Origin of the sequence: Pseudomonas sp. A-B-19, from assembly GCF_019947515.1 — a bacterium.
In the GTDB taxonomy this organism is placed as follows: Bacteria; Pseudomonadota; Gammaproteobacteria; order Pseudomonadales; family Pseudomonadaceae; genus Aquipseudomonas.
In genome coordinates this window covers 202,190-228,203 of record NZ_JAGYGN010000009.1, presented here as the reverse complement: position 1 = coordinate 228,203, position 26,014 = coordinate 202,190, and the positions used below count along the sequence as shown (strand labels likewise).

The window sequence follows — 26,014 nt, the reverse complement described above, 5'->3', positions numbered from 1 at the left end:
AAAAAGGAAGGAAAGTATTAATATCGCGCATAAGAACGCCGGTTTGTTAGATGTGTTTGCTCGCACGAACATCATCAACCAAATCGGCGTTCTTGTTTCTGTGTTTCCCGGGATTCCGTGAAGAACCTTTTTTATGGGCGATGGTTTCTGATGAGTAACAGCCGTCAATCAGTAACCCCTGAGCATCCTTACAAAACTTCGGATACTACATTTCTTTCAGAAAGTACCTACAAGCAGAGGTAAACACCAAAAGCACTCCAGCCAGTAAGTTGAACAGCACGTCGGCGCACGACTTTTATCTTCGTCCGGCTTCAAACTTACTTATTGCGAGTGCAACCATGAAACCCATCCGCTACAACCAGTATCGCTCGACCCGAAGCTTCAACAGTCGAATACGTTTTCTGATTCTTCACTACACGGCCGCTAACTTTTCAAGTTCTGTCAGTGCCCTGACCGGCCCGAATGTCAGCGCGCACTATCTGGTTCCAGATATCACTGACCCCAGTTACCTGAAAGCCGGCCACACCGTGCAGGAGGTTTTCAGCCTGGTGGATGAAACCTATCGCGCGTGGCACGCAGGTGTCAGTCAGTGGGGCAGCCGCAGCAATCTGAATGACACATCCATCGGCATTGAAGTCGTCAACCTGGCGACCGACAACAAAGGCGAATTCACCTTTCCGCCGTATCACCCCGAGCAGATTGCCGCGATTGAGCAACTGGCGTTGAACATCCTCAAGCGTTACCCGGATATCACGCCGACGCAGGTTTTGGGCCACTCCGATATTGCCATCGGCCGTAAAAGTGACCCTGGGCCGATGTTTCCCTGGCGGGAGCTTTACTTGAAAGGTGTCGGTGCCTGGTTCGATGAAAGCACTCGGGACGAGTATCTGCGCCAATACAACACTTCGGGTATTCCAGCCCGAAACGAATTGCTTGAGCTGTTTAAAACCTATGGATACGATGTTTCAGGTGCGTCAACGGAAGGCGGTTTTCAACAGTTGGTGCGGGCATTCCAGATGCATTTTCGCCCGGAAAACTTCGACGGAAAAATGGACATGCAAACAGCCGCCAATCTGAAGGCACTGGTAGTCAAATACTTTCCCGGCTGATCGGTAACAAACGGCAAGGTCAATCAATGTGACCTTGCCGGCGGTATCAGAGCGTATATCTCTGCAAGTTCCCCATCATCTCCTTCAACGCCTCGATGTTGTCCTTCGGATGCACCGCGCCGTCGAAATCACAGATTTGCTGCCAGTGCGCCGCCACGTCCTGCGGGGAGAAACCCGTCCGTGGATCGAACCCGGCACCGAGGCTGCGCTCCCAGCGGACCTTGCCCATCCAGCCGCCGCCGACCTCAAACAGACCGGAGGTTTCCTGGCAGTTCTCGCTGGCCAGGTACACCACCAGTGGGCTGACCAGTTCCGGCTTGAGCTGTTCGAAGACTTGCGGCGGGATCAGCCCTTCGGTCATGCGTGTGCCGCCGGTGGGGGCGATGGCGTTGACCAGGATGTTGTTCTTGCGGCCTTCGATGGCCAGGGTGCGGGTCAGGCCGTAGAGACCGAGCTTGGCCATGCCGTAGTTGGACTGGCCGAAGTTGCCATAGATGCCCGAGGTCGACGCAGTGAAAATCACCCGACCGTAGTTTTGCTCGCGCATGTGCGGCCAGGCGGCGCGGGTGACTTTGTAGGCACCTTCGACGTGGATGCGGTAAACCAAGTCCCAGTCGGCGTCATCCATTTTGTGGAAGGTCTTGTCCCGCAGAATCCCGGCGTTGTTGACCACTACGTCGACTCGACCGAAGACGTCCAGGGCGTGCTGGACCAGTTTGTCACCGTCAGTGACCGAGTCGTGGTTGGCCTCGGCGATGCCACCCGCCTCGCGAATGTCCGCCACCACGCGGTCGGCGGCCGAGGCGTTGGCGCCCTCACCCTGGGCCGAGCCGCCAAGATCGTTGACCAGCACCCTGGCGCCCTGTTTAGCGAACAGCAGTGCATGCGCCCGTCCCAGGCCGCCACCGGCTCCGGTGATGATCACGACTTTATCTTCGAAGTGCACAGATTCATTCATGGGGGACTCCAGCAGGCCAGGGGACAATGCGTCCGAGTTTCAGGCACGGCGCGGCAGGTCACAATGAACACGGGGGAGGCTGAATAGTGCGCGATAAGGCTGGGGGATGATGATCGCGTCGGACAGGATGACGCGATCCTTGTGGCGAGGGAGCTTGCTCCCGTTGGGCCGCGAAGCGGGCCTTCTTTTTCCCTACAGAGCACGGGACTGCTACGCAGTCCAACGGGAGCAAGCTCCCTCGCCACAGAAGCAGAACAGGTTCAACGCTGCGAATCAGGAACACGCCATCTTGCGCGGCGGCAACAGCAGTTGATCGCGAAACGCCAGGTAGTGCTTGAGCACCTCGCAGGGCGCCTCGATCTGTGGGTAGTGGCCAATGTCGGGCAACACCACCGTGTCCGCGTCCGGGATCAGTTCCCGGTAACGCTCGACCATGTGTATGCCAGAGACCGGGTCGACCCCGCCATCGATCACTCGCAGCGGCACTTCACCACGTTGCATCGCGCTCACCCAGCGGTTGCGCCAGACGCGTCGCTCCGGGATATAGGCAATCAATTTATGCATGATCCGTGGCCCGCGCTGGCTTTCGACCAGGCTCCAGAAGTCATCCATCTGGCTTTCACTGGGGCGGGTTTGCGGACCGAAAATCTGCCGGAAGCTTCTCACCAGACCATCACGGCTGAAGGTGCGGCCAATGATCCAGCCCACAGGGCTAAGCAAGAGTTTTTGTATCAATACCGGGCGATGGGCTTCGGCAAACAACCCGCCGTTGAGAAACACACAACTGGCCAGCTCCACCCGCGACTCGTAATGCCTGGCCAGCAGTTCCTGGGCCACGCTGTCGCCGTAATCGTGAGCAAACAGGTGCACCGGCTGTTCGACATTCAGGTGTTCAAGCAGTGCCTGTTGCAAATCCGCTTGCTCGAGAAGGCTGTATTGGTGATTCGCAGGTTTGGCCGAATCGCCGAAGCCCAGCATGTCGCAAGCGATCACGCGAAACCGCTGACTCAAAGGCTGCCACAGGTAATGCCAGTCCCAACTGGCGGACGGGAAGCCGTGAATGAGCAACAGCGGCTCACCCTGCCCTGCTGTCCAGTAACGGATGCTCTGGCCACGGAAGACGAACGTCTGGCTGCGTTTGCGCCAGACACACAGGGGGATCTCGGCGAGTTCCATCAGAGTTTATAACCCGGGTCCAGTTTATCGAGTTTGCGCAGCAGCGCCGGCCACGCCAGCGCTCCGCCCATTCCTTGAGCACTTCGGGTGACACCCGCGAGCATGGCTTTGGCGCCGGCCAGGATCTGCGGTTCGATGACGATCAGTTCAGCGGCACCGTTTTGCGCCATGACCTGAATGTCGCAGGCACGCGCAAAGGTGAACATCATCAGGAACGTATCGGCGATGGTGCTGCCGCAGGTCAGCAGACCGTGGTTATGCAACATCAGGAAATTGTTTTCACCGAGATCGGCCTGCAGCCGCACTTTCTCATCATGGTTGAGCGCCACGCCTTCGTAGGCGTGGTAGGCCAGGCTGGAAAGCACGAACAACGACTGTTGACTGATCGGCAAAACACCCTGCTTCTGTGCCGACACCGCCACCCCTGAAGCCGTGTGAGTGTGGAGCACGCAGACGACATCGTGACGAACTTCATGCACGGCGCTGTGGATGGTGTAACCCGCCGGATTGATCTCGTAAGGACTGTCCATCAGCTTGTTGCCGGCCAGATCCACCTTGACCAGGCTCGACGCGGTCATTTCATGAAACATCAACCCGAACGGGTTGATCAGGAAATCTTCGGTGCCGGGCACCTTGGCGGAGATATGGGTGAAGATCAGGTCATCCCAGCCGTGTTGAGCGACCAGGCGATAACAAGCCGCTAGGTCGACGCGTGTCTGCCACTCGGCAGCACTGACCCGGTGTTTGACATTGTGAGGCGATTGGTCAGGATCGACAGTCACGGCAAGGAACCTCGGTGTTTTTATGATGGAGTGTTTCCTATGTTTACCGAGTCTAGTCACCCCTTGAAGTTCGTGTACTTGCATTCGCAGCCAGCTTGGTGACCCTGCGAGTCAGTCCCCCGGCCACCCTGGATCCATGTCAAACGACCGACGCCAGCGATGGTCTGACCGGTCGTTTTTTACCGTACTGTCAGAACCCTGACTGGCATGGGTACCGGGGCAACGATCAGGTGCGCAGTGCGTTGATCAGGTCCGCCAGCCAAGGCTCGGCGTCCGTCTCGGGGGTCACGCTTTCACTGGCATCCAGGCGTAGCATCGGCAGTACTTCGCGAATGCCCAGTTCAGCGAACAATTCGCGCATCTGCTCGCCGCCGCCACAAAAAGTATCGCCATAACTCGCATCACCCAATCCGATCACCGCGCCTGGCAAACCGCGCCAGGCCGCTGGCAATTGGTCGCGAATGGTCGAATACAGCGGTTGCAGGTTGTCCGGCAGCTCGCCCATGCCGGTGGTCGAGGTCACCGCCAGAAAGGCTTGCGGGGCAAACGCCTGGATATCGGCGAGGGTCGCACGCGAGTTGTGAAAGGTTTCGAAACCGGCGGCTTTCAAAAGGCTGGCGGCGTGACGGGCAACTTCTTCGGCCGTGCCGTACACCGAGCCGGAAATGATGGCGACTTTCATCAATCTGATCCTGAATCCGAGTAAAAGACCCGGATATTAACAGCACGGTCGTGATTGTTCTTTTAGAACGCAATCGACAATCAATCAGGAAAGGATACTCCGATGATTAATGCACAGCTGCTGCAAATGGCGATCAACACCTCCAACGACGGAATCGTGATTGCCGAAAAGGAAGGCGACCAGGACAAAATCCTCATTTACGTCAACCCCGCGTTCGAACGCCTGACGGGGTACTCCAGCGAAGAAATCCTCTATCAGGATTGCCGCTTCCTGCAGTCGGGAGACCGCGACCAGCAAGCCCTGCCGTTGATTCGCGACGCCTTGAACCGTGATGGATCCTGCCGGGAAATACTGCGCAACTACCGCAAGGACGGCACACCGTTCTGGAACGAGCTGTCCCTTTCAACGGTAAAAAATCCAGCGGACGGGCAAACCTACTTTGTCGGCGTACAGAAAGATGTCACCGCGCAGGTCAGGGCACAGCAGCGCGTGACACAGCTTGAAGCGCAGTTGGCTGAACTCCAGGCCGAACTGACTGCGCTCAAGGCGACGAACGGCAAAAACCAAATCCAGAATTAACGGTCTATAACCAGAATCACCGTTGACTTTGTAACTATATATTTCGAGCTGGCCATGCAACGTGACGCCCTCCTGACCCAGGATGAGCTGGATTTCATCCAGAGCATGCAACACAACCCGCAACTCAATGTGCGGGACGCGACGTCGAGCCTGCTCGTCAACGGGGGATCGCAAATTCGTGACCTGCTCACCCGCCTGGCGGCCCATGAGCAGGTCACCATTCAAGCCAGCTTCGAAAACCAGCAAATGACCTTCCCTCTGCACCTGGTGGAAGACGAGTTCCATGCGCTGCACCTGCGCCTCGGCGTGCCGAGCATCTATGAAGACGGACCGATGGTCCGGCCTTGGCGCCTGGTACTGGACGAACCGGTAGCACTGGAAAACGCCAAGGGTCAAACCGGCACCCTGTGGGTGCACGAAGTGTCGTGCAAAGGGGTTTTGCTGGAGGTTCGCAACAAGACCAAGCCGCCGAAGCATTTCGCCTTGTGGTTCAGCCCGTCAGGCTATGAGCGGATTGCCTTGCGTGGCACTTTCGAGAAAGAAAACGAACAGGGCTTCTATGCCTATCAACTGAGCCAGAGCGATGCGGACGAAACCGAGCGCCTGCACCAGTTCATTCTGCAACAGCATCGGTTGACTCATCCCACGCTGCATCTCTGAACCTCAAGTATCCAGGCTACCCGCCAGGAACTGCTTCAGACGCTGGCTCATGACCTCCCCCTCATTGCCCAGGCATCCGATCGATGACCCGGCCAGGCTCTCCTGTACCAGATCGCAAGCATCACCGGCCAACAACAATCGGCACTCCAGACTCATTGCCAGGCGATTCAAACGCCGCGGCAACTCGGGAGCTGGCACATGATTGGAAAACAGCACCAGCGACAGGGGCTTGAGCCTTTCACACGTCAACGCCAACTCATCGAACGGTTGACCAATGTTCAGCACGCGAACGGCCGCTGGCCCGGCACTCAGAAACAGGGCCGCGACCAACAGTTCCAGCTCGCGGCAATGGCCAACCAGGGCACAGATGACCACCCGACGCGGCTGTTTGTCTCGCAGCAACAACAGACGCTGCACCACTCGGGAACGCAAAAAACCATCCAGGAACAGCCACTCGCTGGTACCGCCGAACTGATCCTGTCGTTGCAACAATTGCTTCCAGACAGGCATCAGAATGTCCTGAAACACCACCGGCAGGGCGTAACTGGAAAAGATTTGCCCGTAGACCTGCTCCAGCCGAATGTCGTCAAACCCGTTGACCGCAGCAAGAACCTGCTGCTGCCACTGTGCATAATCGGCTTGCACGAGGTTGTTGGGGATAATGTGCGACAACGCCTGAAGCGGCTGGGTTTTAGCCAGGATCCTGCCGATCTTGCTGACGACTACACCGCGCTCGACCCAGCCGAGGATATTGCGAACCCGTTCGATATCGGTCAGCGAATACAGGCGATGCCCGCTTTCGGTGCGCATTGGAACAATCAGGCCATAACGTCGCTCCCAGGCTCGAAGCGTGACCGGATTGACGCCTGTCAGGCGCGCCACTTCGCGAATCGGAAAGAGCTCTTCCTGTTCAAGGGAGACAGCCCGCTGTACACCTGAAACTACGCCAGTAAGGACAGGCATCTGGGATTGTATGTCCATGTGCAGATTGGATCCCAATTTAACTCCCCTTCCCCACAACGATTCAAGTTCACAATCGAAAAAAACCGTTCAAAGACGAAACCGGCAGAATGAGGAATAATCCTTGCTTGTTTCAAGCCGCAGCCCACTACCCCGGCGCTGCGCCTGGCGAAGTTCCTATCCGGAGCGACGCAAATGTCTTACGCAGATGCACGATGTCTACCCCTTCCGGTTCGGTGCCATCGGTCAACGCCCGCCGCGCTGGAAACAGGCCGTGGCAATCTGGTTGGCGTTCTTTCCGGTTTCCCTGCTGTTCAACTTTGCGCTGGGGTCGCTGCTCAATGAAATGGCGCTGCTGCCCCGCGTGCTCATCAGCACCCTGTGCCTGACGCCGCTGATGGTGTATTTCTTCATTCCACTGTCGACCCGTTTGCTGGCCAATTGGCTGAACAGCACGCCCGTACGCCGCTTGCCCGCCGCCCCCTCCACCCAAAACCACTGATCCCCCGCTCCTACAGATATTTCCCGCAATAGATAGAGCGCTCCCGTCGCTGGTATAGTTTTGTTCTCACCGCGACGCGAGCCTTTCATGACTTCTTCCGCAGCCCCTATCCTCATTACCGGTGCCGGCCAGCGTGTCGGCCTGCATTGCGCCCGGCGACTGCTGGAAGATGGCCAGCGCGTGATTTTCAGCTACCGCAGCGAGCGTCCCGGCGTACAAGCCCTGCGCGATCTGGGGGCCACCGCGGTGTTCGCCGATTTCGCCAGCGAGGCCGGAATCCTGGCCTTCATCAGCGAACTGAAAACCCACACCGACCGTTTGCGGGCGATTGTCCACAACGCTTCCGAATGGCTGGCCGAAACACCGGATACCGACGCCGCAGCGTTCACCCGCATGTTCAGCGTGCACATGCTGGCGCCCTACCTGATCAACCTGCATTGCGCCGACCTGCTGCAACGCTCGAGCCCCGCCGACATCGTGCACATCAGCGATGACGTGACCCGCAAGGGCAGCAGCAAGCACATCGGCTATTGCGCCAGCAAAGCCGGGCTCGATAGCCTGACCCTGTCCTTCGCCGCCAGGTACGCGCCGGCCATCAAGGTCAACGGAATCGCCCCGGCCCTGCTACTGTTCAACCCTGAAGACGACGCGGCCTACCGCGCCAAGGTGCTGGCCAAGTCCGCGCTGGGCATCGAACCCGGCTGCGAAGTGATCTACCAGAGCCTGCGCTATCTGCTCGACAACCCTTATGTCACCGGCACCACCCTGACCGTCAACGGCGGACGGCACATCAAATAAGTGCCTCGCGAGGATTTTCCATGACGTTATCCCTGCCCCAGAACTATCGAGAGATCCTTATCGGCCTCGGCGAAAACCCCGACCGCGAGGGTTTGCTCGATACGCCGATGCGTGCGGCCAAAGCCATGCAGTACCTTTGCCATGGTTACGAGCAAAGTGTCGAAGAGATCGTCAATGACGCGCTGTTCGCCTCCGACAACGATGAAATGGTCATCGTCGACAACATCGAGCTGTACTCGCTTTGCGAACACCACATGCTGCCCTTCATCGGCAAGGCGCATGTGGCTTATATTCCGACCGGCAAGGTGCTGGGCCTGTCGAAGATTGCGCGACTGGTGGACATGTTCGCCCGGCGCCTGCAGATCCAGGAAAACCTCACCCGGCAAATCGCCGATGCGGTGCAACAGGTGACCGGTGCGGCTGGTGTCGCAGTGGTCATCGAAGCGCAGCACATGTGCATGATGATGCGCGGCGTCGAGAAACAGAATTCGACCATGAACACCTCGGTGATGCTCGGCGCCTTCCGCGAGTCGAGCAACACCCGCCAGGAGTTCCTGCAATTGATTGGACGGAGCAAGTAGCAATGCCACAACTTCAGCCAGGCATGGCACGCATTCGGGTCAAAGACCTGTGCCTGCGTACCTACATCGGCATCAACGAGGATGAAATCCTCAACAAGCAGGATGTGCTGATCAACCTCACCATTCTGTACGCAGCCCAGGAAGCGGTACGGGACAACGATATCGATCACGCATTGAACTACCGAACGATCACCAAGGCGATCATCGCCCATGTGGAAGGCAACCGCTTTGCGCTGCTCGAACGCCTGACCCAGGAGATTCTCGACCTGGTGATGGCCAACGCATCGGTGCTCTACGCCGAGGTCGAGGTCGACAAGCCCCACGCGCTGCGATTTGCCGAGTCGGTGTCGATTACGCTGGCAGCGAGCCGCTGAGCTTCAAGCCGCAAGCTTCAAGCGGTAAGCTACAGCTCACCGAACATCCATCTTGCAGCTTGAGGCTTGCCGCTTGAAGCTGTCTCGCAGAGACCGCCATGACCGATCAACAACGCCTGGAACTCGAAGCCGCCGCCTTTCGCCGGCTGGTGGCCCATCTGGACAGCCGCAAGGATGTGCAGAACATCGACCTGATGAACCTCTCGGGTTTCTGCCGCAACTGCCTGTCCAAGTGGTACAAGGCGGCGGCTGACGAACGCCAGATCGAGGTCAGCCTCGACGAAGCCCGCGAAGTGGTTTACGGCATGCCGTACGCCGACTGGAAAGCCCAATTTCAGCAAGAAGCCAGCGCCGAACAACAGGCGGCGTTCGCCAAAGGAAAACCCAATGAGTGATTTGAACACCCTGCGCGCCAGCTTCAAGAGCGGCGAACACGCCTTCGCCGAGACCCTGGCGTTCATTGCTGCCGGTTACGACTACCAGCCTCAGGCTTTCAACAATGGTGGCGTGGAAAACGCGGCCGGGCAGAACGAAGGCTCGTGCAAGACCCTGGGTCTGGCGCTGCTCGAAGGCTTGAGTGATGAAGAAGCCCTGCTGGCGTTCGGTGAGCATTACCGTTCCGTGGTGGCGACACCAGAAGGCAGCGATCACGGCAACATCCGGGCGTTGATTGCCCATGGCCTGGCGGGTGTGAAATTCGCTCAGCAGCCGCTGACTCGCCGATAAGCGCATTCCTGTAGGAGCCGGCTTGCCGGCGAAGGGTCCATTGAGCTTTGCATCATTCTTGCGGACGCCTTCGCTGCGATGCGGCGACCCGACAAGCCAGCTCCTACAGGTCAGCGTCATTGTTTGGAACGCTCAAACCACATTCCGACTTTTAAGATTGACCCGGCGACTTTATTTCGTTTGCCCCGTACCACTGCTCACGGCTTAGATAAAAAGAAGCCTCCCTTCTTTCGAGCCGGTCATCCATGCGCAGCGAATCCATCAGCCAGTCGATCAATATCGTTCACCCTGTCACGCTCAGCCACGGCAAAAACGCCGAGGTCTGGGACACCGATGGCAAACGCTACATCGACTTTGTCGGCGGCATCGGCGTGTTGAACCTCGGCCATTGCCATCCGCGTATCGTCCAGGCCATCCGCGAACAAGCCACCCGACTGACCCATTACGCGTTCAATGCAGCGCCCCATGTGCCTTACCTCGAACTGATGGAGCGCCTCAGCGCATTCATGCCAGTGAGTTACCCGGTCAGCGGCATGCTCACCAACAGCGGCGCGGAAGCAGCGGAAAACGCCCTGAAGATCGTCCGTGGCGCCACCGGCCGTAGCGCAGTCATCGCCTTCGACGGCGCTTTCCATGGCCGCACACTGGCCACCCTCAACCTCAACGGCAAGGTCGCACCCTACAAACAGAAAGTCGGTGTGCTGCCGGGGCCGGTCTTTCATCTGCCGTTTCCCAGCCGGGACAACGGCGTGACCTGTGCCGATGCCCTCAAAGCCATGGAGCGCCTGTTCAGCGTCGAGATCGATGTCGATGACGTCGCCTGTTTTATCGTCGAACCGGTGCAGGGCGAAGCGGGTTTTCTGGCCATGGAGACCGAGTTCGCCCAGGCACTGCGCAAGTTCTGCGACGACAAGGGCATTGTGCTGATCGCCGATGAAATCCAGTCCGGTTTCGGCCGAACCGGCCAGCGCTTCGCGTTCTCGCGACTGGGCATCGAGCCGGACCTGATCCTGCTCGGCAAAAGCATCGCTGGCGGCGTGCCTCTGGGTGCGGTGGTCGGGCGCAAGCCGCTGCTGGACAACTTGCCCAAGGGCGGACTCGGTGGCACTTACTCCGGTAACCCCATCGCCTGCGCTGCGGCACTGGCAACTCTGGACGAAATGACCGATGCCAACCTGCACGCCTGGGGTACCCAACAGGAAGAAGCGATTGTCGGCCGCCATGCAACCTGGCGCGCGAACAAGCTGACGCCGTACCTGGGACGCCTGACCGGCGTCGGCGCCATGCGTGGCATCGAGCTGATCAACGCCGATGGCTCTCCCGCCGCCGCCCAGTTGACACAATTGCTGGCACTGGCACGAGACGCCGGTTTGCTGCTGATGCCCAGCGGTAAATCGCGGCACATCATTCGCTTGCTGGCGCCGTTGACCATCGAGGCTGCGGTACTGGAGGAAGGCATGGATATCCTTGAGGCGTGTCTGGCAAAACTATCCTGAGAGCGAAGTACAGTCTCTGTGGGAGCGAGCTTGCTCGCGATGGCGATTGAACATTCAATATAGATGCTGGCTGATAGTCCGCTATCGCGAGCAAGCTCGCTCCCACAGGGTTGATGCATTATTCATGGGTACAAAAAAACCGGCCGAAGCCGGTTTTCTTTATTTCAACGTATGCAGAATCAAGCGTTCTGCAGATTGTCGAGGTAACGCTCGGCATCCAGTGCCGCCATGCAACCGGCGCCGGCCGAGGTGATGGCCTGACGGTACACGTGGTCAGCCACGTCACCGGCGGCGAAGATACCTTCGAGGTTGGTGGCAGTGGCGTTGCCGTCACGGCCGCCCTGCACAACCAGGTAGCCGTCTTTGAGGGTCAACTGGCCTTCGAACAACGAGGTGTTCGGGGTGTGGCCAATGGCGATGAACACGCCGTCGACTTTCACTTCGTCGAAGCTGCCGTCGTTGTTCTTCAGGCGCGCACCAGTCACGCCCATGTTGTCGCCCAGCACTTCATCCAGTGTTGCGTTCAGCTTCAGCTCGATCTTGCCTTCGGCAACGCGGGCGTTCAGCTTGTCGATCAGGATCTTCTCGGCGCGGAAGGTTTCGCGACGGTGGATCAGCGTGACTTTGCTCGCGATGTTGGCCAGGTACAGGGCCTCTTCAACAGCGGTGTTGCCGCCGCCGACCACGGCAACCGGCTTGTTGCGGTAGAAGAAACCGTCGCAGGTCGCGCAGGCCGAAACGCCTTTGCCCATGAAGGTTTCTTCGGACGGCAGGCCCAGGTAACGAGCGCTGGCGCCGGTGGCGATGATCAGGGCGTCGCAGGTGTAAGTCGCGCTGTCGCCGGTCAGGGTGTACGGCTTGGCAGCGAAGTCCACGGCATTGATGTGATCGAACACGATCTCGGTTTCGAAACGCTCGGCGTGCTCGCGCATCCGCTCCATCAGCGCCGGGCCGGTCAGGCCGTGGACGTCGCCCGGCCAGTTATCGACTTCGGTGGTGGTGGTCAGTTGACCGCCGGCCTGCATGCCGGTGATCAGCAGTGGCTTGAGGTTGGCACGGGCGGCATAGACCGCGGCGCTGTAACCGGCAGGGCCGGAACCGAGAATAATCACTCGCGAATGACGGACTTCAGACATGACCTGCTCCTGTTGACCGGCCCGGAACACCTGGCGCGGAACGCCGGATTGCCGGCTGGAATAAAAAAGAACGGTTGAAAGCACTTGGGGAAGGCTTGAACCCGACCGTCCTGTAAAAAGATTGGGTGCAGCGTATCGAGGGGGCGAAGATTAAGGAAATACGGATTAACAATCCAGCTCATAGGTGGTCTCTATGCCATCTGCCCGACGATATCGACGTCTTTGTTACAGTGAATGTCGATAACACTGCCGCGCTTTCGCACGTGAAGCAAAGCCGGTAAGGTCGGCGCGTTTTCCCTTTGCTCGGAGCACATCATGCCTGCCCCCGTTCTGTCCGGCCCGCAATACCTGCGCGAAGGCCTCAAGCTGGTGCTGAGCCCCAGCCTGCGTTTGTTCGTGTTGTTGCCGCTGGCGATCAACCTGGTGCTGTTCGTCGGATTGATCTACTTGGCCGGCCATCAATTCAGCCTGTGGGTCGACACCTTGATGCCGTCCCTGCCCGACTGGCTGAGTTTTCTCAGTTACATTCTATGGCCGCTGTTCGTGGTGCTCGTCGTGCTGATGGTGTTCTTCACCTTCACCATGCTCGCCAATGTCATTGCCGCGCCATTCAATGGCTTCCTGGCGGAGAAAGTCGAGGTAGTGGTGCGCGGCACCGACGACTTCCCGGCCTTCAGCTGGGGCGAACTGATTGCGATGATCCCACGCACCCTGGCCCGGGAAATGCGCAAGCTCGGCTATTTCCTGCCAAGGGCGATCGGCCTCTTCATCCTGTCCTTCATCCCGGTTGTGAACATCATCGCCGCACCGCTGTGGCTGCTGTTCGGGGTGTGGATGATGGCGATCCAGTACATAGACTACCCGGCGGACAACCACAAGCTGGGCTGGAACGAAATGCTCGCCTGGCTGCGGCAGAAGCGCTGGCAGAGCATGAGTTTCGGCGGCAGCGTGTACCTGGTGCTGCTGATCCCGGTGGTCAACATCCTGATGATGCCGGCCGCCGTGGCCGGGGCGACATTGTTCTGGGTCCGTGAACGCGGCGCGGAAAACCTGGTGGCCCAGCGCTGAGCCATCAGCGCCGGCACTGCAGTCACAAATCCATCATCCCGACGTCACACTGACGACATGGCCCCAACCGACACTGGGGTCATGACGACAGCTCTGCATATCACCCTGATCACCGAAACCTTCCCACCGGAAATCAACGGCGTGGCCAATACCCTGGGCCGCTTGTGCGACGGACTGCGCGCGCGAGGGCATCAGGTGGAATTGGTGCGACCGCGTCAGGGCTGCGACCAGCAGTTGGGCAGCGACGATGAACTGCTGCTGTGTCGCGGCTGGCCGCTACCGGGCTATCCCGGCCTGCAATGGGGTCAGTCGTCGATGCACAAGCTGCTGCGGCGCTGGACGCGTCATCGCCCGGATGTGCTCTACATCGCGACCGAAGGGCCGCTGGGTCTGTCAGCCCTGCGTGCGGCACGGCGGCTTGGGATTTCCGTGGTCAGCGGTTTTCACACCAATTTCCAGCAATACTCCAACCAGTACGGGTTTGGCTTGCTCACGCGCCTGCTGACTCACTACCTGCGCTGGTTCCACAACCGCTCGACCATGACCCTGGTGCCCAGCGTCAGCCAGCGCATGGAACTGCAGCGACGTCATTTCGAGCGACTGGCGTTGCTGTCCCGAGGGGTCGACAGCGAATTGTTTCACCCGGCCAAACGGTTAAATGCCCTGCGCGAGCAATGGGGACTGAGCGAGGCAGACATCGCCGTCATTCATGTCGGACGCCTGGCCCCGGAAAAAAACCTCGGCCTGCTCAAGCGTACCTTCAATTCCCTCAAGGCGAGTTATCCCCAGCGCACGCTGAAACTGATCGTGGTCGGCGATGGCCCACAGCGCCAGGAACTGGAAAACGAAATCCCCGAGGCGATTTTCTGCGGCACCCAACGGGGTGAGGCCCTGGCGTGTCACTACGCGTCGGGCGACGTGTTTCTGTTTCCGAGCCTGACCGAAACCTTTGGCAATGTAGTGCTTGAAGCACTTGCCTCGGGGCTCGGCGTGGTGGCCTACGATAAGGCAGCAGCCGCCCAGCATATTCGTCATGGCTACAACGGCGTGCTGGCGATGCCGGGGGATGAAGAAGCGTTCTGCGATGCAGCGGCATGGCTGCTGGAGGAAAGGGAAGCCTTGCGCAATGTACGGCTCAATGCGCGCCAGCATGCCAGTCGCCAGGGTTGGGCGACGATCATTGAGCAATTCGAGGGACAGTTGCGGGGGGCTTGCATGCTGCAACAGTCAGTGCCGGATGCTGCGTTGCTGCCTTGAAAAGCTTCGCTGGCAAGCCAGCTCCTACAGGTTCGATGAGATCAATGTAGGAGCTGGCTTGCCAGCGAAGAGGGCTTCGAAGACGCCGCTTAAACCAGTGTCATCAACGCCTCACGGCTGAACGGCAGAATGTCCTCTTCACGGCCATCGCGCACTTTCTGTGCCCAGTCCGGATCCACCAGCAATGCCCGGCCGACCGCCACCAGGTCGAACTCGTCGTTGTTCAGGCGCTCCAGCAATTTTTCCAGGCTGGCCGGTTGCGCGATCTTGTCGGTGTTGACCATGAACTGCAGGAACTCGCCATCCAGGCCGACGCTGCCCACGGTGATGGTCGGCTTGCCGGTGAGTTGGCGGGTCCAGCCGGCCAGGTTCAACTCGGAACCGTCGAACTCCGGCTCCCAGAAACGGCGGGTCGAGCAGTGGAAAATATCCACGCCCGCTTCCGCCAGCGGTTTGAGGAACTCGCCCAAGGCTTGCGGGGTTTGCACCAGACGTGCGGTGTAGTCCTGCTGCTTCCACTGGGAGAAACGGAAGATGATCGGAAAACCTTCGCCGACCGCGGCACGCACGGCCTGAATCAATTCAATGGCCAGGCGCGAACGGTTGGCCAGGCTGCCGCCGTACTCGTCAGTACGCTGATTGCTGCCTTCCCAGAAGAACTGGTCGATCAGGTAACCGTGAGCACCGTGGATTTCCACGCCGTCCATGCCGATGCTCTGCGCATCCTTGGCGGCCTGGGCGAACGCGGCGATCACCTCCTGGATGTCCTGTTTGGTCATGCCATGCACCACGACCTGACCTTCCTTGATTTTTTCCGACGGGCCATAACCCGGCACGCTGGCGTCTGGCTCGGTGCCGATACGGCGTACGCTGCCCACATGCCACAACTGCGGAACGATCTTGCCGCCTTCGGCGTGAACGGCGTCGACGACTTTCTTCCAGCCGGCCAGGGCCGCTTCACCGTAGAAATGCGGAACGTTCGGGTAGCCATTGGACGCCTTGTGACCGACGGTGGTGCCTTCGGTGACGATCAGGCCAACGCCCGCAGCGGCGCGACGACGGTAGTATTCGATCACTTTGGAATTTGGCACGCCGCCCGGGGAAAAGGAGCGGGTCATCGGCGCCATGACGACGCGGGTCGGCAGTTCAAGGGTGCCGAGACGGAACGGTTTGAACAGGGCTTTGACGGGCATGGGACGCTCCACGGAAGAATAATTTTATGACGGCGATAATATGGAGAGTCCAGCGCATTGAACAGCATTATTGATTGCAGTGATTAAGGATCAAAAGATAGTAAATAACGTAGGAGCCGGCTTGCTGGCGAATCAGGCGACGCGGTGTGTCATGAACACCGCTTTCGCTGGCAAGCCAGCTCCTACAGGAGAATGTCAGCCCAATGCTTTTTCGATCGCATGAACGATGGTCGGATCATCCGGCGCCGTACGCGGCGAGAACCGAGCCAGTACGCGGCCGTCCTTGCCCAACAGAAACTTCTCGAAGTTCCAGGTGATGTCGCCGGGAAACTCCGCGCCCTCGCCCGCCAGCAAGCGGTACAACTGATGACGGTCATGCCCGTTGACTTCCAGCTTGCTGGACAGCGGAAAGGTCACGCCATAGTTCAGGCTGCAGAACTCCTTGATCTGCTGCTCGGTCCCCGGTTCCTGCCCGGCAAACTGGTTGCACGGCAAGCCCAGCACGCTGAAGCCTTTGCCCTTGTATTGCTGGTAGAGGTTTTCCAGCGCCGCGTACTGCGGGGTCAGGCCGCATTTGGAGGCGACGTTGACCACCAGCACGACTTGGCCTTTGAAAGGCGCCAGAGGTAGCTCCTGTCCATCCAGGGCTGTCAATTTAAGGTCGTGAAAAGCACTCATGGCGTACTCCAGATTCCCGTGTTCTCTTCGAAACAGCCACTTGGCGGTGCCGTCAGGGACAGCCGCAGACTAAAAAGGCGCCCTCGGGGCGCCTCTCCAGCTATCTGAGCTTAGCGCAGAAATCAGTGGTGATGACCACCTTCGCCATGGACGTGGCCATGAGCGATTTCTTCCTGGCTGGCGTCACGGATGTCGATGATCTTGACCTGGAAATTCAGGCGCTGACCAGCCAGCGGGTGGTTGCCGTCGACAGTCACGTCGTCGCCGTCCAGATCACGGATGGTCACGATCTGCATCTGGCCGTCCGGAGCGGAAGCGTGGAACTGCATGCCCACTTCCAGCTCGTCGACGCCTTCGAACATGCTGCGGCTCAGGGTGCTGACCAGTTCGGCAGCGTATTCGCCGTAAGCGTCTTCCGGTTCAACGGCTACGGTCAGCTCGTCGCCGACAGTCTTGCCTTCCAGGGCCTTTTCCAGGCCCGGGATGATGTTGCCTGCGCCTTGCAGGTAGACCAGCGGCGCGCCGCCGGCGGAGCTGTCGATGACCTCACCAGCGTCGTTGGTCAGGGTATAGTCGATGGAGACAGCCTTATTGGCGGCGATCAGCATGGGGCGAGACCTTTTGCATAAGAAGATTGAAAGGCCAAGTTTAGCGAAGCAATCGTCCGAAAGCGAACACAACCCGGACAGACGGAATTCGACGGTCACAGGCTTCCATCAGGACGAGGACGGACACTGGGTGGCCGAGCTTTCCTGCGGCCACACCCAACACCTGCGGCACCAGCCACCCTGGCAATCGCGCGCCTGGGTCATGGACCCTGCGCAGCGCCAGGAAAAAATAGGCCAACCCTTTGATTGTGGTTGGTGCGCACAAGGCTCGGTTAGCGATAACCTTGGCGACTGAATTTCGGTAGTCGGCCAGATATAAGCTGACACCATTGCCATGCACCTTTAGAGAATCCGCATGCAAACTTTTTTTATCGCGCCCACCGATTTTGGTGTGGGCCTGACCTCCATCAGCCTCGGGCTGGTGCGCACATTGGAACGGGCCGGGCTGAAAGTCGGCTTCTTCAAACCGATTGCCCAGCCGCATCCGGGCGACACCGGCCCTGAGCGCTCCACCGAGCTGGTGGCGCGCACGCATGGTCTGAAACCGCCACAACCGCTGGGTCTGGCGCACGTCGAGCGAATGCTCGGCGATGGCCAGCTTGATGAGTTGCTCGAAGAAATCATCACCTTGTACCAGCAAGCAGCCGTCGGCAAAGACGTGCTGGTGGTTGAAGGCATGGTGCCGACCCGTAGCGCCAGTTATGCCGCGCGGGTCAACCTGCATTTGGCCAAGAGCCTCGATGCCGAGGTGATTCTGGTTTCGGCTCCGGAAAACGAAGTGCTGGCCGAACTCTCCGGCCGCGTTGAATTGCAGGCGCAATTGTTCGGTGGTCCGAAGGATCCGAAAGTCCTCGGCGTGATCCTCAACAAGGTCAAGACTGACGAGAGCATGGACGCCTTCGCCGCGCGCCTGAAAGAGCATTCGCCGTTGCTGCGCAGCGGTGATTTCCGTCTGCTCGGCTGCATTCCGTTTCAGCCGGAACTCAATGCGCCGCGCACCCGCGATGTCGCCGACCTGATGGGTGCGCAAGTGCTCAACGCCGGTGATTATGAAACCCGGCGCATGACCAAAATCATCATTTGCGCCCGCACCATGCGCAACACTGTGGAGTTGCTCAAGCCCGGTGTTCTGGTGGTGACCCCGGGGGATCGCGACGACATCATCCTCGCCGTCAGCCTCGCGGCGATCAACGGCGTGCCGCTGGCCGGCCTACTGCTGACCAGCGACACCCTGCCGGATCCGCGCATCATGGATCTGTGCCGTGGCGCATTACAGGCCGGTTTGCCGGTGTTGTCGGTGAGCACCGGTTCCTACGACACCGCTAACCTGCTCAATGGCCTGAACAAGGAAATCCCGATCGACGACCGCGAGCGAGCGGAAATCATCACCGACTTCGTCGCCAGTCATCTCGACGCCAGCTGGCTGCACCAGCGCTGCGGTACACCCCGGGAAATGCGCCTGTCGCCAGCGGTGTTCCGCTATCAATTGATCCAGCGTGCCCAGGCTGCCAACAAACGCATCGTCCTGCCTGAAGGCAGCGAACCGTTCACTGTGCAAGCGGCGGCGATCTGTCAGGAACGCGGGATCGCTCGTTGCGTGTTGCTCGCCAAACCTGAAGACGTCGAGGCCGTGGCCCGCGCCCAAGGCATCGTATTGCCGCCGGGGCTGGAGATTCTCGATCCGGACCTGATCCGCGAGCGTTATGTCGAACCGATGGTCGCCTTGCGTAAGACTAAAAGCCTCAATGCGCCGATGGCCGAGCAGCAACTGGAAGACACCGTGGTGATCGGCACCATGATGCTGGCCCTGGATGAAGTCGACGGACTGGTCTCGGGCGTGATCAACAGCACCGCCAACACCATCCGCCCAGCCCTGCAACTGATCAAGACGGCACCGGGCTGCACCCTGGTGTCGTCGGTGTTCTTCATGCTGTTTCCGGAAGAAGTGCTGGTCTACGGCGACTGCGTGATGAACCCGCACCCAAGTGCCGCCGAGCTGGCCGAGATCGCCCTGCAAAGCGCCGACTCGGCGGCTGCATTCGGCATCACCCCTCGAGTGGCGATGATCAGTTATTCCAGCGGCGAGTCGGCCACGGGTGAGGAAGTCGAAAAGGTTCGCGAAGCCACCCTGCTCGCCCACGAGCAACAGCATTCGCTGCTGATCGACGGCCCGTTGCAATACGACGCCGCCGCCAACGAAGACGTCGCCCGGCAATTGGCGCCGAACAGTCCGGTGGCCGGTCGTGCCACGGTGTACGTGTTCCCCGACCTCAACACCGGCAATACGACGCACAAAGCCGTGCAGCGTAGCGCCGACTGCGTCAGCCTCGGGCCGATGCTGCAAGGCCTGCGCAAACCGGTGAACGATTTGCCGCGTGGTGCGCAGGTCGACGACATCGTCTACACCATCGCGTTGACCGCGATCCAGGCTGCCAACCGACCTATGGATATGTAAATGCTGGACTTCCTACCTGCTGCGCTGCGAGGCGTGACCGCCTCGCTGCTGTTGGCACTGAACACGCTTCTGCTCTGCTCGTTCCTGTTCTGCGTGGCACTCGTCAAGGCATTGCCGTTCGCCATCACCCAGCGCATCGCCCGCTGGCTGATGAGCCATACCCATGAAGCCTGGATCAGTATCAACAAAGGCTGGATGAACCTGGTCCGTCGCACCCGCTGGCACATCAGCGGCCTGCAAGGCCTCGACTATCGGCACTCGTACCTGATCACCAGCAACCACCAGAGCTGGGTCGACATCCTGGTGCTGCAATACGTGCTCAACCGGCGCATCCAGCCGCTGAAGTTCTTTCTCAAGCAGGCACTGATCTGGGTTCCGGTGATCGGCCTGGCCTGGTGGGCACTGGGCTTCCCGTTCATGAAGCGCTATTCCAAGGCTTATCTGGAGAAGCATCCGGAAAAGAAAGGCAAGGACCTGGAAACCACCCGAAAGACCTGCGCAAAGTTCCGCGACAACCCGGTGGGCATTTTCAACTTCGTCGAAGGCACGCGCTTCACCAAAGGCAAGCACAAGCAACAGCAGTCCCCCTTCAAATACCTGCTCAAGCCCAAGGCCGGAGGCATTGCCTTCGTGCTGGATGCGATGGGTGAACAGCTTGAATCCCTGGTCAACGTGACCATCCACTACCCCGCCGGGCGCCCGGGTTTCTGGGACTTGCTGTGCGGGAATGTGGCGGATGTGGTGGTGCACTTTGAAGAGCTGAGGATTCCACCGCAGTTCATTGGCAAGAACTATGACCAGGATGGTGAGTATCGACTGCAGTTTCAGGGCTGGATCAATCAGATGTGGCGGGACAAGGATGCTCTGCTTGCGCAGATGCATCGGGAGTATCCGGCGAAGGCTTGAGGTGTCTGTACTGGCCTCTTCGCTGGCAAGCCAGCTCCTACAAGGATCGCGTCTCTCACAAAATTTGTGAACACCTTCAAAACTGTAGGAGCTGGCTTGCCAGCGAAGTCGTTCTCAAGAACATAAAAAAACCCGCCGATGATCACTCATCGGCGGGTTTTTCATTTTGCAGCCAAGGCTTAGATCGCACCACGCTCGCGCAGCAGACCCAGCACTTGCTTGACGCCTTCTTCCACCGAAACGGACTGGGTGTCGATCACCAGGTCGGCATCCAGCGGCACGTCGTACGGGAAGGATTCGCCCGGGATGTTATCCCCGGCCGCCGCGTACAGGCCTTGCGGATCACGTTCGGCGCAGACTGTCGGTGAAGCCTGGACGTAGACCGTCAGCAGACGCTCCTTGCCGATCAGTTCCCGGGCCTGTTCACGACCTTCGGCACTCGGTGCAACGAACGCCGCCAGGGTCAGCAGACCGGCTTCGTTGAACTGACGCGCAACGTGCGCGGCACGACGCCAGTTCTCGGTACGCCCGGCGCGATCCTGAGGCAGACCTTTGTTCAGGTCGTGACGCAGGTTCTGGCCGTCGAGTACGAACACCGCACGGCCCATGTCGAACAGCTTGCGTTCAACGGCGTAGGCCAAGGTGCTTTTACCCGCGCCCGACAAGCCGCTGAACAGCACGGTGGCCGGCTGCTGGCCGAAGCGCTGGGCGCGCTCTTCGGTGGCGACGTGGGCCAGTTTGCCGTGATGCGTGCTGCTGCCGTGCGCTACTGGCTGAGCGATGATCATGCCGGCGGCGACGGTGCCATTGGTCAAACGATCGATGACGATGAACGAACCGGTGGTGCGGTTGCTCGCGTAGCCGTCCAGCGCGATGGCTGCATCGAGGCTGATCTTGACCCGACCGATCTCGTTCAGCTGCAAGGCACTGGCCGGGCCTTCTTCCAGGGTGTTCACGTCAACGCGGTTGACGATGCTGGTGATCGAACCCGGCACGTACGTCGTGGCGCGCTTGATGTCGTATTTCTTGCCCGGCAGCATCGGCTCTTCGGCCATCCACACCAGCATGGCGTCGAAGCCGTCAGTCACTTGCGGCAGGTTATCGGCGTGTACCAGCAAGTCGCCGCGGGAGATATCGATCTCGTCTTCCATGGTCAGCGTCACCGCTTGCCCAGGACCTGCGTGCTCCAGTTCACCTTCGAAGGTGACAATGGATTTCACGCGGCTGCTCTTGCCCGAGGGCAACACCACGACTTCGTCGCCCTTGTGCACGACACCACTGGCCAGGGTGCCGGCGAAACCACGGAAGTTCAGGTTCGGACGGTTGACGTACTGCACCGGGAAACGCAGGTCGGTGAAGTTGCGATCGCTGGCGATCTCGACGGTTTCCAGAATCTCCATCAACGACTGGCCGGTGTACCACGGCGAGCGCTCGGACTTGTTCACCACGTTGTCGCCCTTGAGCGCCGACATCGGCACGAAGGCCATGGTGGTCGGCTTGAAGGCGATACCTTCGGCGAACTTCAGGTAATCGGCCTTGATCGACTCGAAGACTTTTTCGTCGAAGCCGTTGAGGTCCATCTTGTTGATGGCCACAACGATGTGCTTGATGCCCAGCAACGAGGCGATGAAGCTGTGGCGACGGGTCTGGGTCTGCACACCATAACGGGCGTCGACCAGAATGATCGCCAGGTCACAGGTGGACGCACCGGTGGCCATGTTGCGGGTGTACTGCTCATGGCCGGGGGTGTCGGCGATGATGAATTTGCGCTTGGCGGTGGAGAAGTAGCGGTAAGCGACATCGATGGTGATGCCTTGCTCGCGCTCGGCCTGCAGGCCGTCGACCAGCAACGCCAGGTCGATGTCATCGCCGGTGGTGCCGACTTTTTTCGAGTCGCGGGTAATGGCTTCCAGGTGATCTTCGTAGATCATCTTGGAGTCGTGCAGCAGGCGCCCGATCAGGGTGCTCTTGCCGTCGTCGACGTTGCCACAGGTCAGAAAGCGCAGCATTTCCTTGCGTTCGTGCTGGCCCAGGTAGGCGAGGATGTCCTCGCTGATCAAATCAGATGCGTGCGACATGACAACCCCTTAGAAATAACCCTGACGTTTCTTTTCTTCCATCGAACCTGCGCCATCGTGATCGATGACCCGGCCCTGGCGTTCGGAAGTTCGCGTCAGGAGCATTTCCTGAATGATGTCGGTCAGGCTGGTAGCCTCGGACTCGACCGCACCGGTCAACGGATAGTCGCCCAGCGTACGGAAACGGACCTTCTTCTTGACGATGCGAGCCTTGTCTTCATCGCTCAGGTGATTGAGCAGGCGTTCATCGTCGATCATGATCCAGGTGCCATTCATCTCGATAACGTCGCGCTCGGCGGCGAAATACAGCGGCACGATCGGGATGCCTTCGAGGTAGATGTACTGCCAGATGTCCAGTTCGGTCCAGTTCGACAACGGGAACACGCGGATCGATTCGCCCTTGTTGACCTTGCCGTTGTAGACATTCCACAACTCGGGACGCTGGTTTTTCGGATCCCAGCGGTGCTTGGTATCGCGAAAGGAATACACGCGCTCTTTGGCACGGGACTTCTCTTCGTCACGACGGGCACCACCGAAAGCAGCATCGAAACCGTACTTGTCGAGGGCCTGCTTGAGGCCTTCGGTTTTCATGATATCGGTGTGCTTGGCACTGCCGTGGGTGAGCGGGTTGATGCCCTGCGCGACGCCTTCGGGGTTGACGTGCACCAGCAGGTCAAGGCCGAGTTCTTCGACCATGCGGTCGCGGAACGCGTACATTTCCTTGAACTTCCACTGGGTGTCGACGTGCATCACCGGGAACGGCAGTTTGCCCGGGAAGAAGGCCTTGCGCGCAAGGTGCAGCATCACGGCGGAATCTTTACCGACGGAGTACAGCATCACCGGGTTATCGAACTCGGCGGCCACCTCGCGGATGATGTGGATGCTTTCCGCCTCCAGCTGTTTCAGATGCGTCAGTTTGTCGACCATGGCTACTCACGAAAGCTTTCTTATGAACGGCCAGCGGGCCGTGTTCGAGCGGGGATCCTAGCACAGCGACCTCTTCTAATCAGGACGCCAACTAGATCGAAAGAGCATATGAATATGCCTGCCTGTTTGGGCATCGTTTCACCCCACGCAGGAGCTGGCTTGCCAGCGAAGAGGCCCTCAAGACTTGCGCTGCTGATGAGGACGCCTTCGCCGGCAAGCCGGCTCCTACAAGGTAGCGACGCGCCTGCGATTACGGTCAGATCGGATTCGGGCAATCGATGAAGATGTGTTCCAGCGCAAAGCGCCGCGCCAGGTAATCCCCCAGCGCCTGAACGCCGTAGCGCTCGGTGGCATGGTGACCGGCGGCGATGAAGCTCACGTCGTTTTCCCGGGCGCTGTGGAAGGTTTGCTCGGAAGCCTCGCCGCTGAGGTACAGATCGACGCCGGCCAGAATGGCCTGATCGATGTAACCCTGGCCACCACCGGTGCACCAGCCAACACGGCGGATCATGGCGCTGCCTTCGATCAACAGCGGCTCGCGGCCCATCACTTCCTGGACCCGGCGCGCGAAATCCCGGGGCATCATCGGTTCATTCAGCGAGCCGACCAGGCCGACAATCTTCAGGTTGTCCGGGTCCAGCGGGCCTTCGACGGTGATGTCGAGCTGCCGCGCGAGCTGCACGTTATTGCCGACGTCCGGGTGCAGATCCAGCGGCAGATGATAGGACAGCAGGCTGATATCGTGCTTGAGCAGAGTCTTCAAGCGGCGCTGTTTCATGCCGGTGATGCAAGGGTTCTCGCCCTTCCAGAAGTAGCCATGGTGCACCAGCACCAAGTCAGCACTGGCCTGCACGGCAGCATCAAGCAAAGCCTGGCTGGCAGTGACGCCACTGACGATGCGCATCACTTGCGGACGGCCTTCGACCTGCAGGCCATTGGGGCAGTAATCGGCGATTTTGGCGCTGTTGAGGTAACGGTCGGCTTCTTCGACCAGGGTGCTCAGGGCGACGGCCATGAAAGACTCCTAAATATCCCGTTCAGAGGCGCGTGCGGCCTCGTATAATGCGCGTCATTATGAGCGGTCTCATACCGCCTGCAACTCTCTCAGGAAGTGCTTAATGTTCAAGGCGCTGCGTTTTTCCGGCTGGCCGCTGTTGGCCGGCGTGCTTGTCGCTCTTTTGATAATCCAGCGTTACCCGCAGTGGGTCGGGCTCCCGAGCCTCGACGTCAATCTGCAACAAGCGCCGCAAACCACCAGTATGCAGCTGGGCCCGGTGTCTTATGCCGACGCGGTAACCACCGCGGCGCCGTCGGTGGTGAACCTGTACACCACCAAAGTCATCAACAAACCCAACCATCCGTTGTTCGAAGATCCGCAGTTCCGGCGCTTCTTTGGTGATAACTCGCCCAAACAGAAACGCATGGAATCGAGCCTCGGTTCCGGCGTGATCATGAGCCCGGAAGGCTACATCCTGACCAACAACCACGTGACCAGCGGCGCCGACCAGATCGTGGTGGCACTCAAGGACGGCCGGGAAACCCTGGCACGGGTGATCGGCAGCGATCCGGAGACTGACCTTGCGGTGCTGAAAATCGACCTGAAAAACCTGCCGTCGATCACTGTGGGGCGTTCCGACAACATCCGCATCGGCGATGTCGCGCTGGCCATCGGCAACCCGTTCGGCGTCGGCCAGACCGTGACCATGGGCATCATCAGCGCCACCGGGCGCAACCAACTGGGCCTGAACAACTACGAAGACTTCATCCAGACCGATGCGGCGATCAACCCGGGCAACTCAGGCGGTGCGCTGGTGGATGCCGTCGGTAACCTGACTGGCATCAACACGGCGATTTTCTCCAAGTCCGGCGGTTCCCAGGGCATTGGTTTCGCGATCCCGGTGAAGCTGGCAATGGAAGTGATGAAGTCGATCATCGAGCACGGCCAGGTGATTCGTGGCTGGCTGGGTATCGAAGTGCAGCCGCTGACCCAGGAATTGGCCGAATCGTTCGGCTTGTCCGGGCGTCCGGGCATTGTCGTGGCGGGGATTTTCCGCGACGGTCCGGCACAGAAGGCCGGCCTGCAACTGGGTGATGTGATTCTTGCCATCGATGGCGAACCGGCCGGTGACGGCCGTCGCTCGATGAATCAGGTGGCGCGGATCAAGCCGACCGACAAGGTCGCGATCGAGGTGATGCGCAACGGCAAGGAACTCAAGCTGATGGCGGAAGTCGGCCTGCGTCCGCCGCCGGCACCGGTCAAAGAGAAAGAAGAAGAGTAAGCGGACAACCCAAAAACCTGTGGGAGCGTGGCTTGCCCGCGATGGG

The 26,014-nt window shown here is 59.5% G+C and carries 27 protein-coding genes and 1 pseudogene; 16 read left to right on the top strand and 12 right to left on the bottom strand.

Going from position 1 to position 26,014, the window contains the following annotated elements; genetic code table 11:
- Nucleotides 1-338: 338 nt before the first annotated feature.
- Nucleotides 339-1,109, top strand: a complete 771-nt coding sequence (locus KGA81_RS13295) for an N-acetylmuramoyl-L-alanine amidase (protein WP_223546479.1) — start codon at nt 339-341, stop codon at nt 1,107-1,109.
- Between the two features lie 46 nt (nt 1,110-1,155).
- On the opposite strand, the gene KGA81_RS13290 is transcribed toward KGA81_RS13295, so the two are convergent.
- The 4 genes from KGA81_RS13290 to KGA81_RS13275 all read right to left on the bottom strand — a co-directional run bounded on the left by KGA81_RS13290 (nt 1,156) and on the right by KGA81_RS13275 (nt 4,707).
- Nucleotides 1,156-2,067, bottom strand: a complete 912-nt coding sequence (locus tag KGA81_RS13290; RefSeq protein ID WP_223546477.1) for an SDR family oxidoreductase — start codon at nt 2,065-2,067, stop codon at nt 1,156-1,158.
- A gap of 273 nt (nt 2,068-2,340) precedes the next feature.
- Nucleotides 2,341-3,243, bottom strand: a complete 903-nt coding sequence (locus tag KGA81_RS13285; RefSeq protein ID WP_223546475.1) for an alpha/beta fold hydrolase — start codon at nt 3,241-3,243, stop codon at nt 2,341-2,343.
- Nucleotides 3,243-4,025, bottom strand: a complete 783-nt coding sequence (locus KGA81_RS13280) for a class II aldolase/adducin family protein (RefSeq protein ID WP_223546473.1) — start codon at nt 4,023-4,025, stop codon at nt 3,243-3,245. Before KGA81_RS13280 ends, KGA81_RS13285 begins: the two co-directional genes overlap by 1 nt.
- 226 nt (nt 4,026-4,251) lie before the next feature.
- Nucleotides 4,252-4,707 (bottom strand): flavodoxin, encoded by a 456-nt coding sequence (locus KGA81_RS13275; protein ID WP_223546471.1) that lies wholly within the window; start codon nt 4,705-4,707, stop codon nt 4,252-4,254.
- Nucleotides 4,708-4,809: 102 nt separating this feature from the next.
- Between KGA81_RS13275 and KGA81_RS13270 the strand changes: the two genes are divergently transcribed.
- Together KGA81_RS13270 and KGA81_RS13265 are read left to right on the top strand one after the other, a co-directional pair.
- Complete coding sequence (locus tag KGA81_RS13270; protein ID WP_223546469.1) at nt 4,810-5,286, top strand: PAS domain S-box protein; 477 nt, start codon at nt 4,810-4,812, stop codon at nt 5,284-5,286.
- A gap of 54 nt (nt 5,287-5,340) precedes the next feature.
- Nucleotides 5,341-5,946, top strand: a complete 606-nt coding sequence (locus KGA81_RS13265; protein WP_223546467.1) for a hypothetical protein — start codon at nt 5,341-5,343, stop codon at nt 5,944-5,946.
- A 3-nt stretch (nt 5,947-5,949) separates the two neighbouring features.
- Here KGA81_RS13265 and KGA81_RS13260 read toward each other — a convergent pair whose 3' ends face one another.
- Nucleotides 5,950-6,909 (bottom strand): MerR family transcriptional regulator, encoded by a 960-nt coding sequence (locus KGA81_RS13260; protein WP_223546465.1) that lies wholly within the window; start codon nt 6,907-6,909, stop codon nt 5,950-5,952.
- A gap of 229 nt (nt 6,910-7,138) precedes the next feature.
- Between KGA81_RS13260 and KGA81_RS13255 the strand changes: the two are divergent.
- The 7 genes and pseudogenes from KGA81_RS13255 to KGA81_RS13225 form a co-directional block, all read left to right on the top strand.
- Nucleotides 7,139-7,408: pseudogene (locus KGA81_RS13255) on the top strand (antibiotic biosynthesis monooxygenase); the annotation flags it as partial.
- Between the two features lie 87 nt (nt 7,409-7,495).
- On the top strand, nt 7,496-8,206 hold the full coding sequence (folM, locus tag KGA81_RS13250; protein WP_108218233.1) for a dihydromonapterin reductase: 711 nt from the start codon (nt 7,496-7,498) through the stop codon (nt 8,204-8,206).
- Nucleotides 8,207-8,226: 20 nt separating this feature from the next.
- Nucleotides 8,227-8,787, top strand: a complete 561-nt coding sequence (gene folE / locus KGA81_RS13245) for a GTP cyclohydrolase I FolE (protein WP_223546463.1) — start codon at nt 8,227-8,229, stop codon at nt 8,785-8,787.
- A 2-nt stretch (nt 8,788-8,789) separates the two neighbouring features.
- The gene (folX, locus tag KGA81_RS13240; protein ID WP_108218231.1) at nt 8,790-9,161 is read left to right on the top strand and encodes a dihydroneopterin triphosphate 2'-epimerase; all 372 of its coding nucleotides are present in this window, start codon (nt 8,790-8,792) and stop codon (nt 9,159-9,161) included.
- Between the two features lie 98 nt (nt 9,162-9,259).
- Nucleotides 9,260-9,556: a DUF1244 domain-containing protein gene (locus KGA81_RS13235; protein ID WP_223546461.1), complete on the top strand. Its 297-nt coding sequence runs from the start codon at nt 9,260-9,262 to the stop codon at nt 9,554-9,556.
- Entirely contained in the window at nt 9,549-9,887 is a 339-nt protein-coding gene (locus tag KGA81_RS13230; protein ID WP_223546454.1) for a HopJ type III effector protein, read from the top strand. The genes KGA81_RS13235 and KGA81_RS13230 overlap by 8 nt, the downstream gene beginning before the upstream one ends.
- 245 nt (nt 9,888-10,132) lie before the next feature.
- Nucleotides 10,133-11,383: an aspartate aminotransferase family protein gene (locus tag KGA81_RS13225; protein WP_223546452.1), complete on the top strand. Its 1,251-nt coding sequence runs from the start codon at nt 10,133-10,135 to the stop codon at nt 11,381-11,383.
- Nucleotides 11,384-11,562: 179 nt separating this feature from the next.
- Here KGA81_RS13225 and trxB read toward each other — a convergent pair whose 3' ends face one another.
- Nucleotides 11,563-12,519, bottom strand: coding sequence for a thioredoxin-disulfide reductase (trxB, locus tag KGA81_RS13220; protein ID WP_046040086.1), 957 nt, complete (start codon nt 12,517-12,519; stop codon nt 11,563-11,565).
- 315 nt (nt 12,520-12,834) lie between these two features.
- Here trxB and cysZ point away from each other — a divergent pair, with 315 nt between their 5' ends.
- Nucleotides 12,835-13,587: a sulfate transporter CysZ gene (gene cysZ, locus KGA81_RS13215; RefSeq protein WP_223546444.1), complete on the top strand. Its 753-nt coding sequence runs from the start codon at nt 12,835-12,837 to the stop codon at nt 13,585-13,587.
- Between the two features lie 57 nt (nt 13,588-13,644).
- Complete coding sequence (locus tag KGA81_RS13210; protein ID WP_223546442.1) at nt 13,645-14,844, top strand: glycosyltransferase family 4 protein; 1,200 nt, start codon at nt 13,645-13,647, stop codon at nt 14,842-14,844.
- Between the two features lie 89 nt (nt 14,845-14,933).
- On the opposite strand, the gene KGA81_RS13205 is transcribed toward KGA81_RS13210, so the two are convergent.
- From KGA81_RS13205 to KGA81_RS13195, 3 genes are all read right to left on the bottom strand, one after another.
- On the bottom strand, nt 14,934-16,037 hold the full coding sequence (locus KGA81_RS13205) for an NADH:flavin oxidoreductase (protein ID WP_223546440.1): 1,104 nt from the start codon (nt 16,035-16,037) through the stop codon (nt 14,934-14,936).
- A 195-nt stretch (nt 16,038-16,232) separates the two neighbouring features.
- The gene (locus tag KGA81_RS13200; RefSeq protein ID WP_223546438.1) at nt 16,233-16,715 is read right to left on the bottom strand and encodes a glutathione peroxidase; all 483 of its coding nucleotides are present in this window, start codon (nt 16,713-16,715) and stop codon (nt 16,233-16,235) included.
- A gap of 122 nt (nt 16,716-16,837) precedes the next feature.
- On the bottom strand, nt 16,838-17,323 hold the full coding sequence (locus tag KGA81_RS13195; RefSeq protein ID WP_008150718.1) for a peptidylprolyl isomerase: 486 nt from the start codon (nt 17,321-17,323) through the stop codon (nt 16,838-16,840).
- Here KGA81_RS13195 and KGA81_RS13190 point away from each other — a divergent pair.
- Genes KGA81_RS13190 through KGA81_RS13180 form a run of 3 tightly spaced genes read left to right on the top strand, consistent with a single transcriptional unit; the run spans nt 17,292 to nt 20,684 of the window.
- Nucleotides 17,292-17,618: a DUF3565 domain-containing protein gene (locus KGA81_RS13190; protein WP_223546436.1), complete on the top strand. Its 327-nt coding sequence runs from the start codon at nt 17,292-17,294 to the stop codon at nt 17,616-17,618. The two genes, KGA81_RS13195 and KGA81_RS13190, sit on opposite strands and share 32 nt — an antisense overlap.
- A 60-nt stretch (nt 17,619-17,678) precedes the next feature.
- A complete protein-coding gene (gene pta / locus KGA81_RS13185) occupies nt 17,679-19,778 on the top strand; it encodes a phosphate acetyltransferase (protein ID WP_223546434.1) in 2,100 nt (699 codons plus the stop codon).
- The gene (locus tag KGA81_RS13180) at nt 19,779-20,684 is read left to right on the top strand and encodes an acyltransferase (protein WP_223546432.1); all 906 of its coding nucleotides are present in this window, start codon (nt 19,779-19,781) and stop codon (nt 20,682-20,684) included.
- A gap of 179 nt (nt 20,685-20,863) precedes the next feature.
- Here KGA81_RS13180 and cysN read toward each other — a convergent pair whose 3' ends face one another.
- From cysN to KGA81_RS13165, 3 genes are all read right to left on the bottom strand, one after another.
- Nucleotides 20,864-22,762 carry a sulfate adenylyltransferase subunit CysN gene (cysN, locus tag KGA81_RS13175; protein ID WP_223546430.1) on the bottom strand — a complete coding sequence of 633 codons (1,899 nt, stop codon included), beginning with the start codon at nt 22,760-22,762 and terminating at the stop codon, nt 20,864-20,866.
- A 9-nt stretch (nt 22,763-22,771) separates the two neighbouring features.
- Nucleotides 22,772-23,689, bottom strand: coding sequence for a sulfate adenylyltransferase subunit CysD (gene cysD, locus KGA81_RS13170; RefSeq protein ID WP_008008639.1), 918 nt, complete (start codon nt 23,687-23,689; stop codon nt 22,772-22,774).
- A 256-nt stretch (nt 23,690-23,945) separates the two neighbouring features.
- On the bottom strand, nt 23,946-24,704 hold the full coding sequence (locus tag KGA81_RS13165) for a Nif3-like dinuclear metal center hexameric protein (protein WP_223546428.1): 759 nt from the start codon (nt 24,702-24,704) through the stop codon (nt 23,946-23,948).
- Nucleotides 24,705-24,807: 103 nt separating this feature from the next.
- Here KGA81_RS13165 and algW point away from each other — a divergent pair, with 103 nt between their 5' ends.
- Nucleotides 24,808-25,968 carry a Do family serine endopeptidase AlgW gene (gene algW, locus KGA81_RS13160; RefSeq protein WP_223546419.1) on the top strand — a complete coding sequence of 387 codons (1,161 nt, stop codon included), beginning with the start codon at nt 24,808-24,810 and terminating at the stop codon, nt 25,966-25,968.
- Nucleotides 25,969-26,014 lie beyond the last annotated feature (46 nt).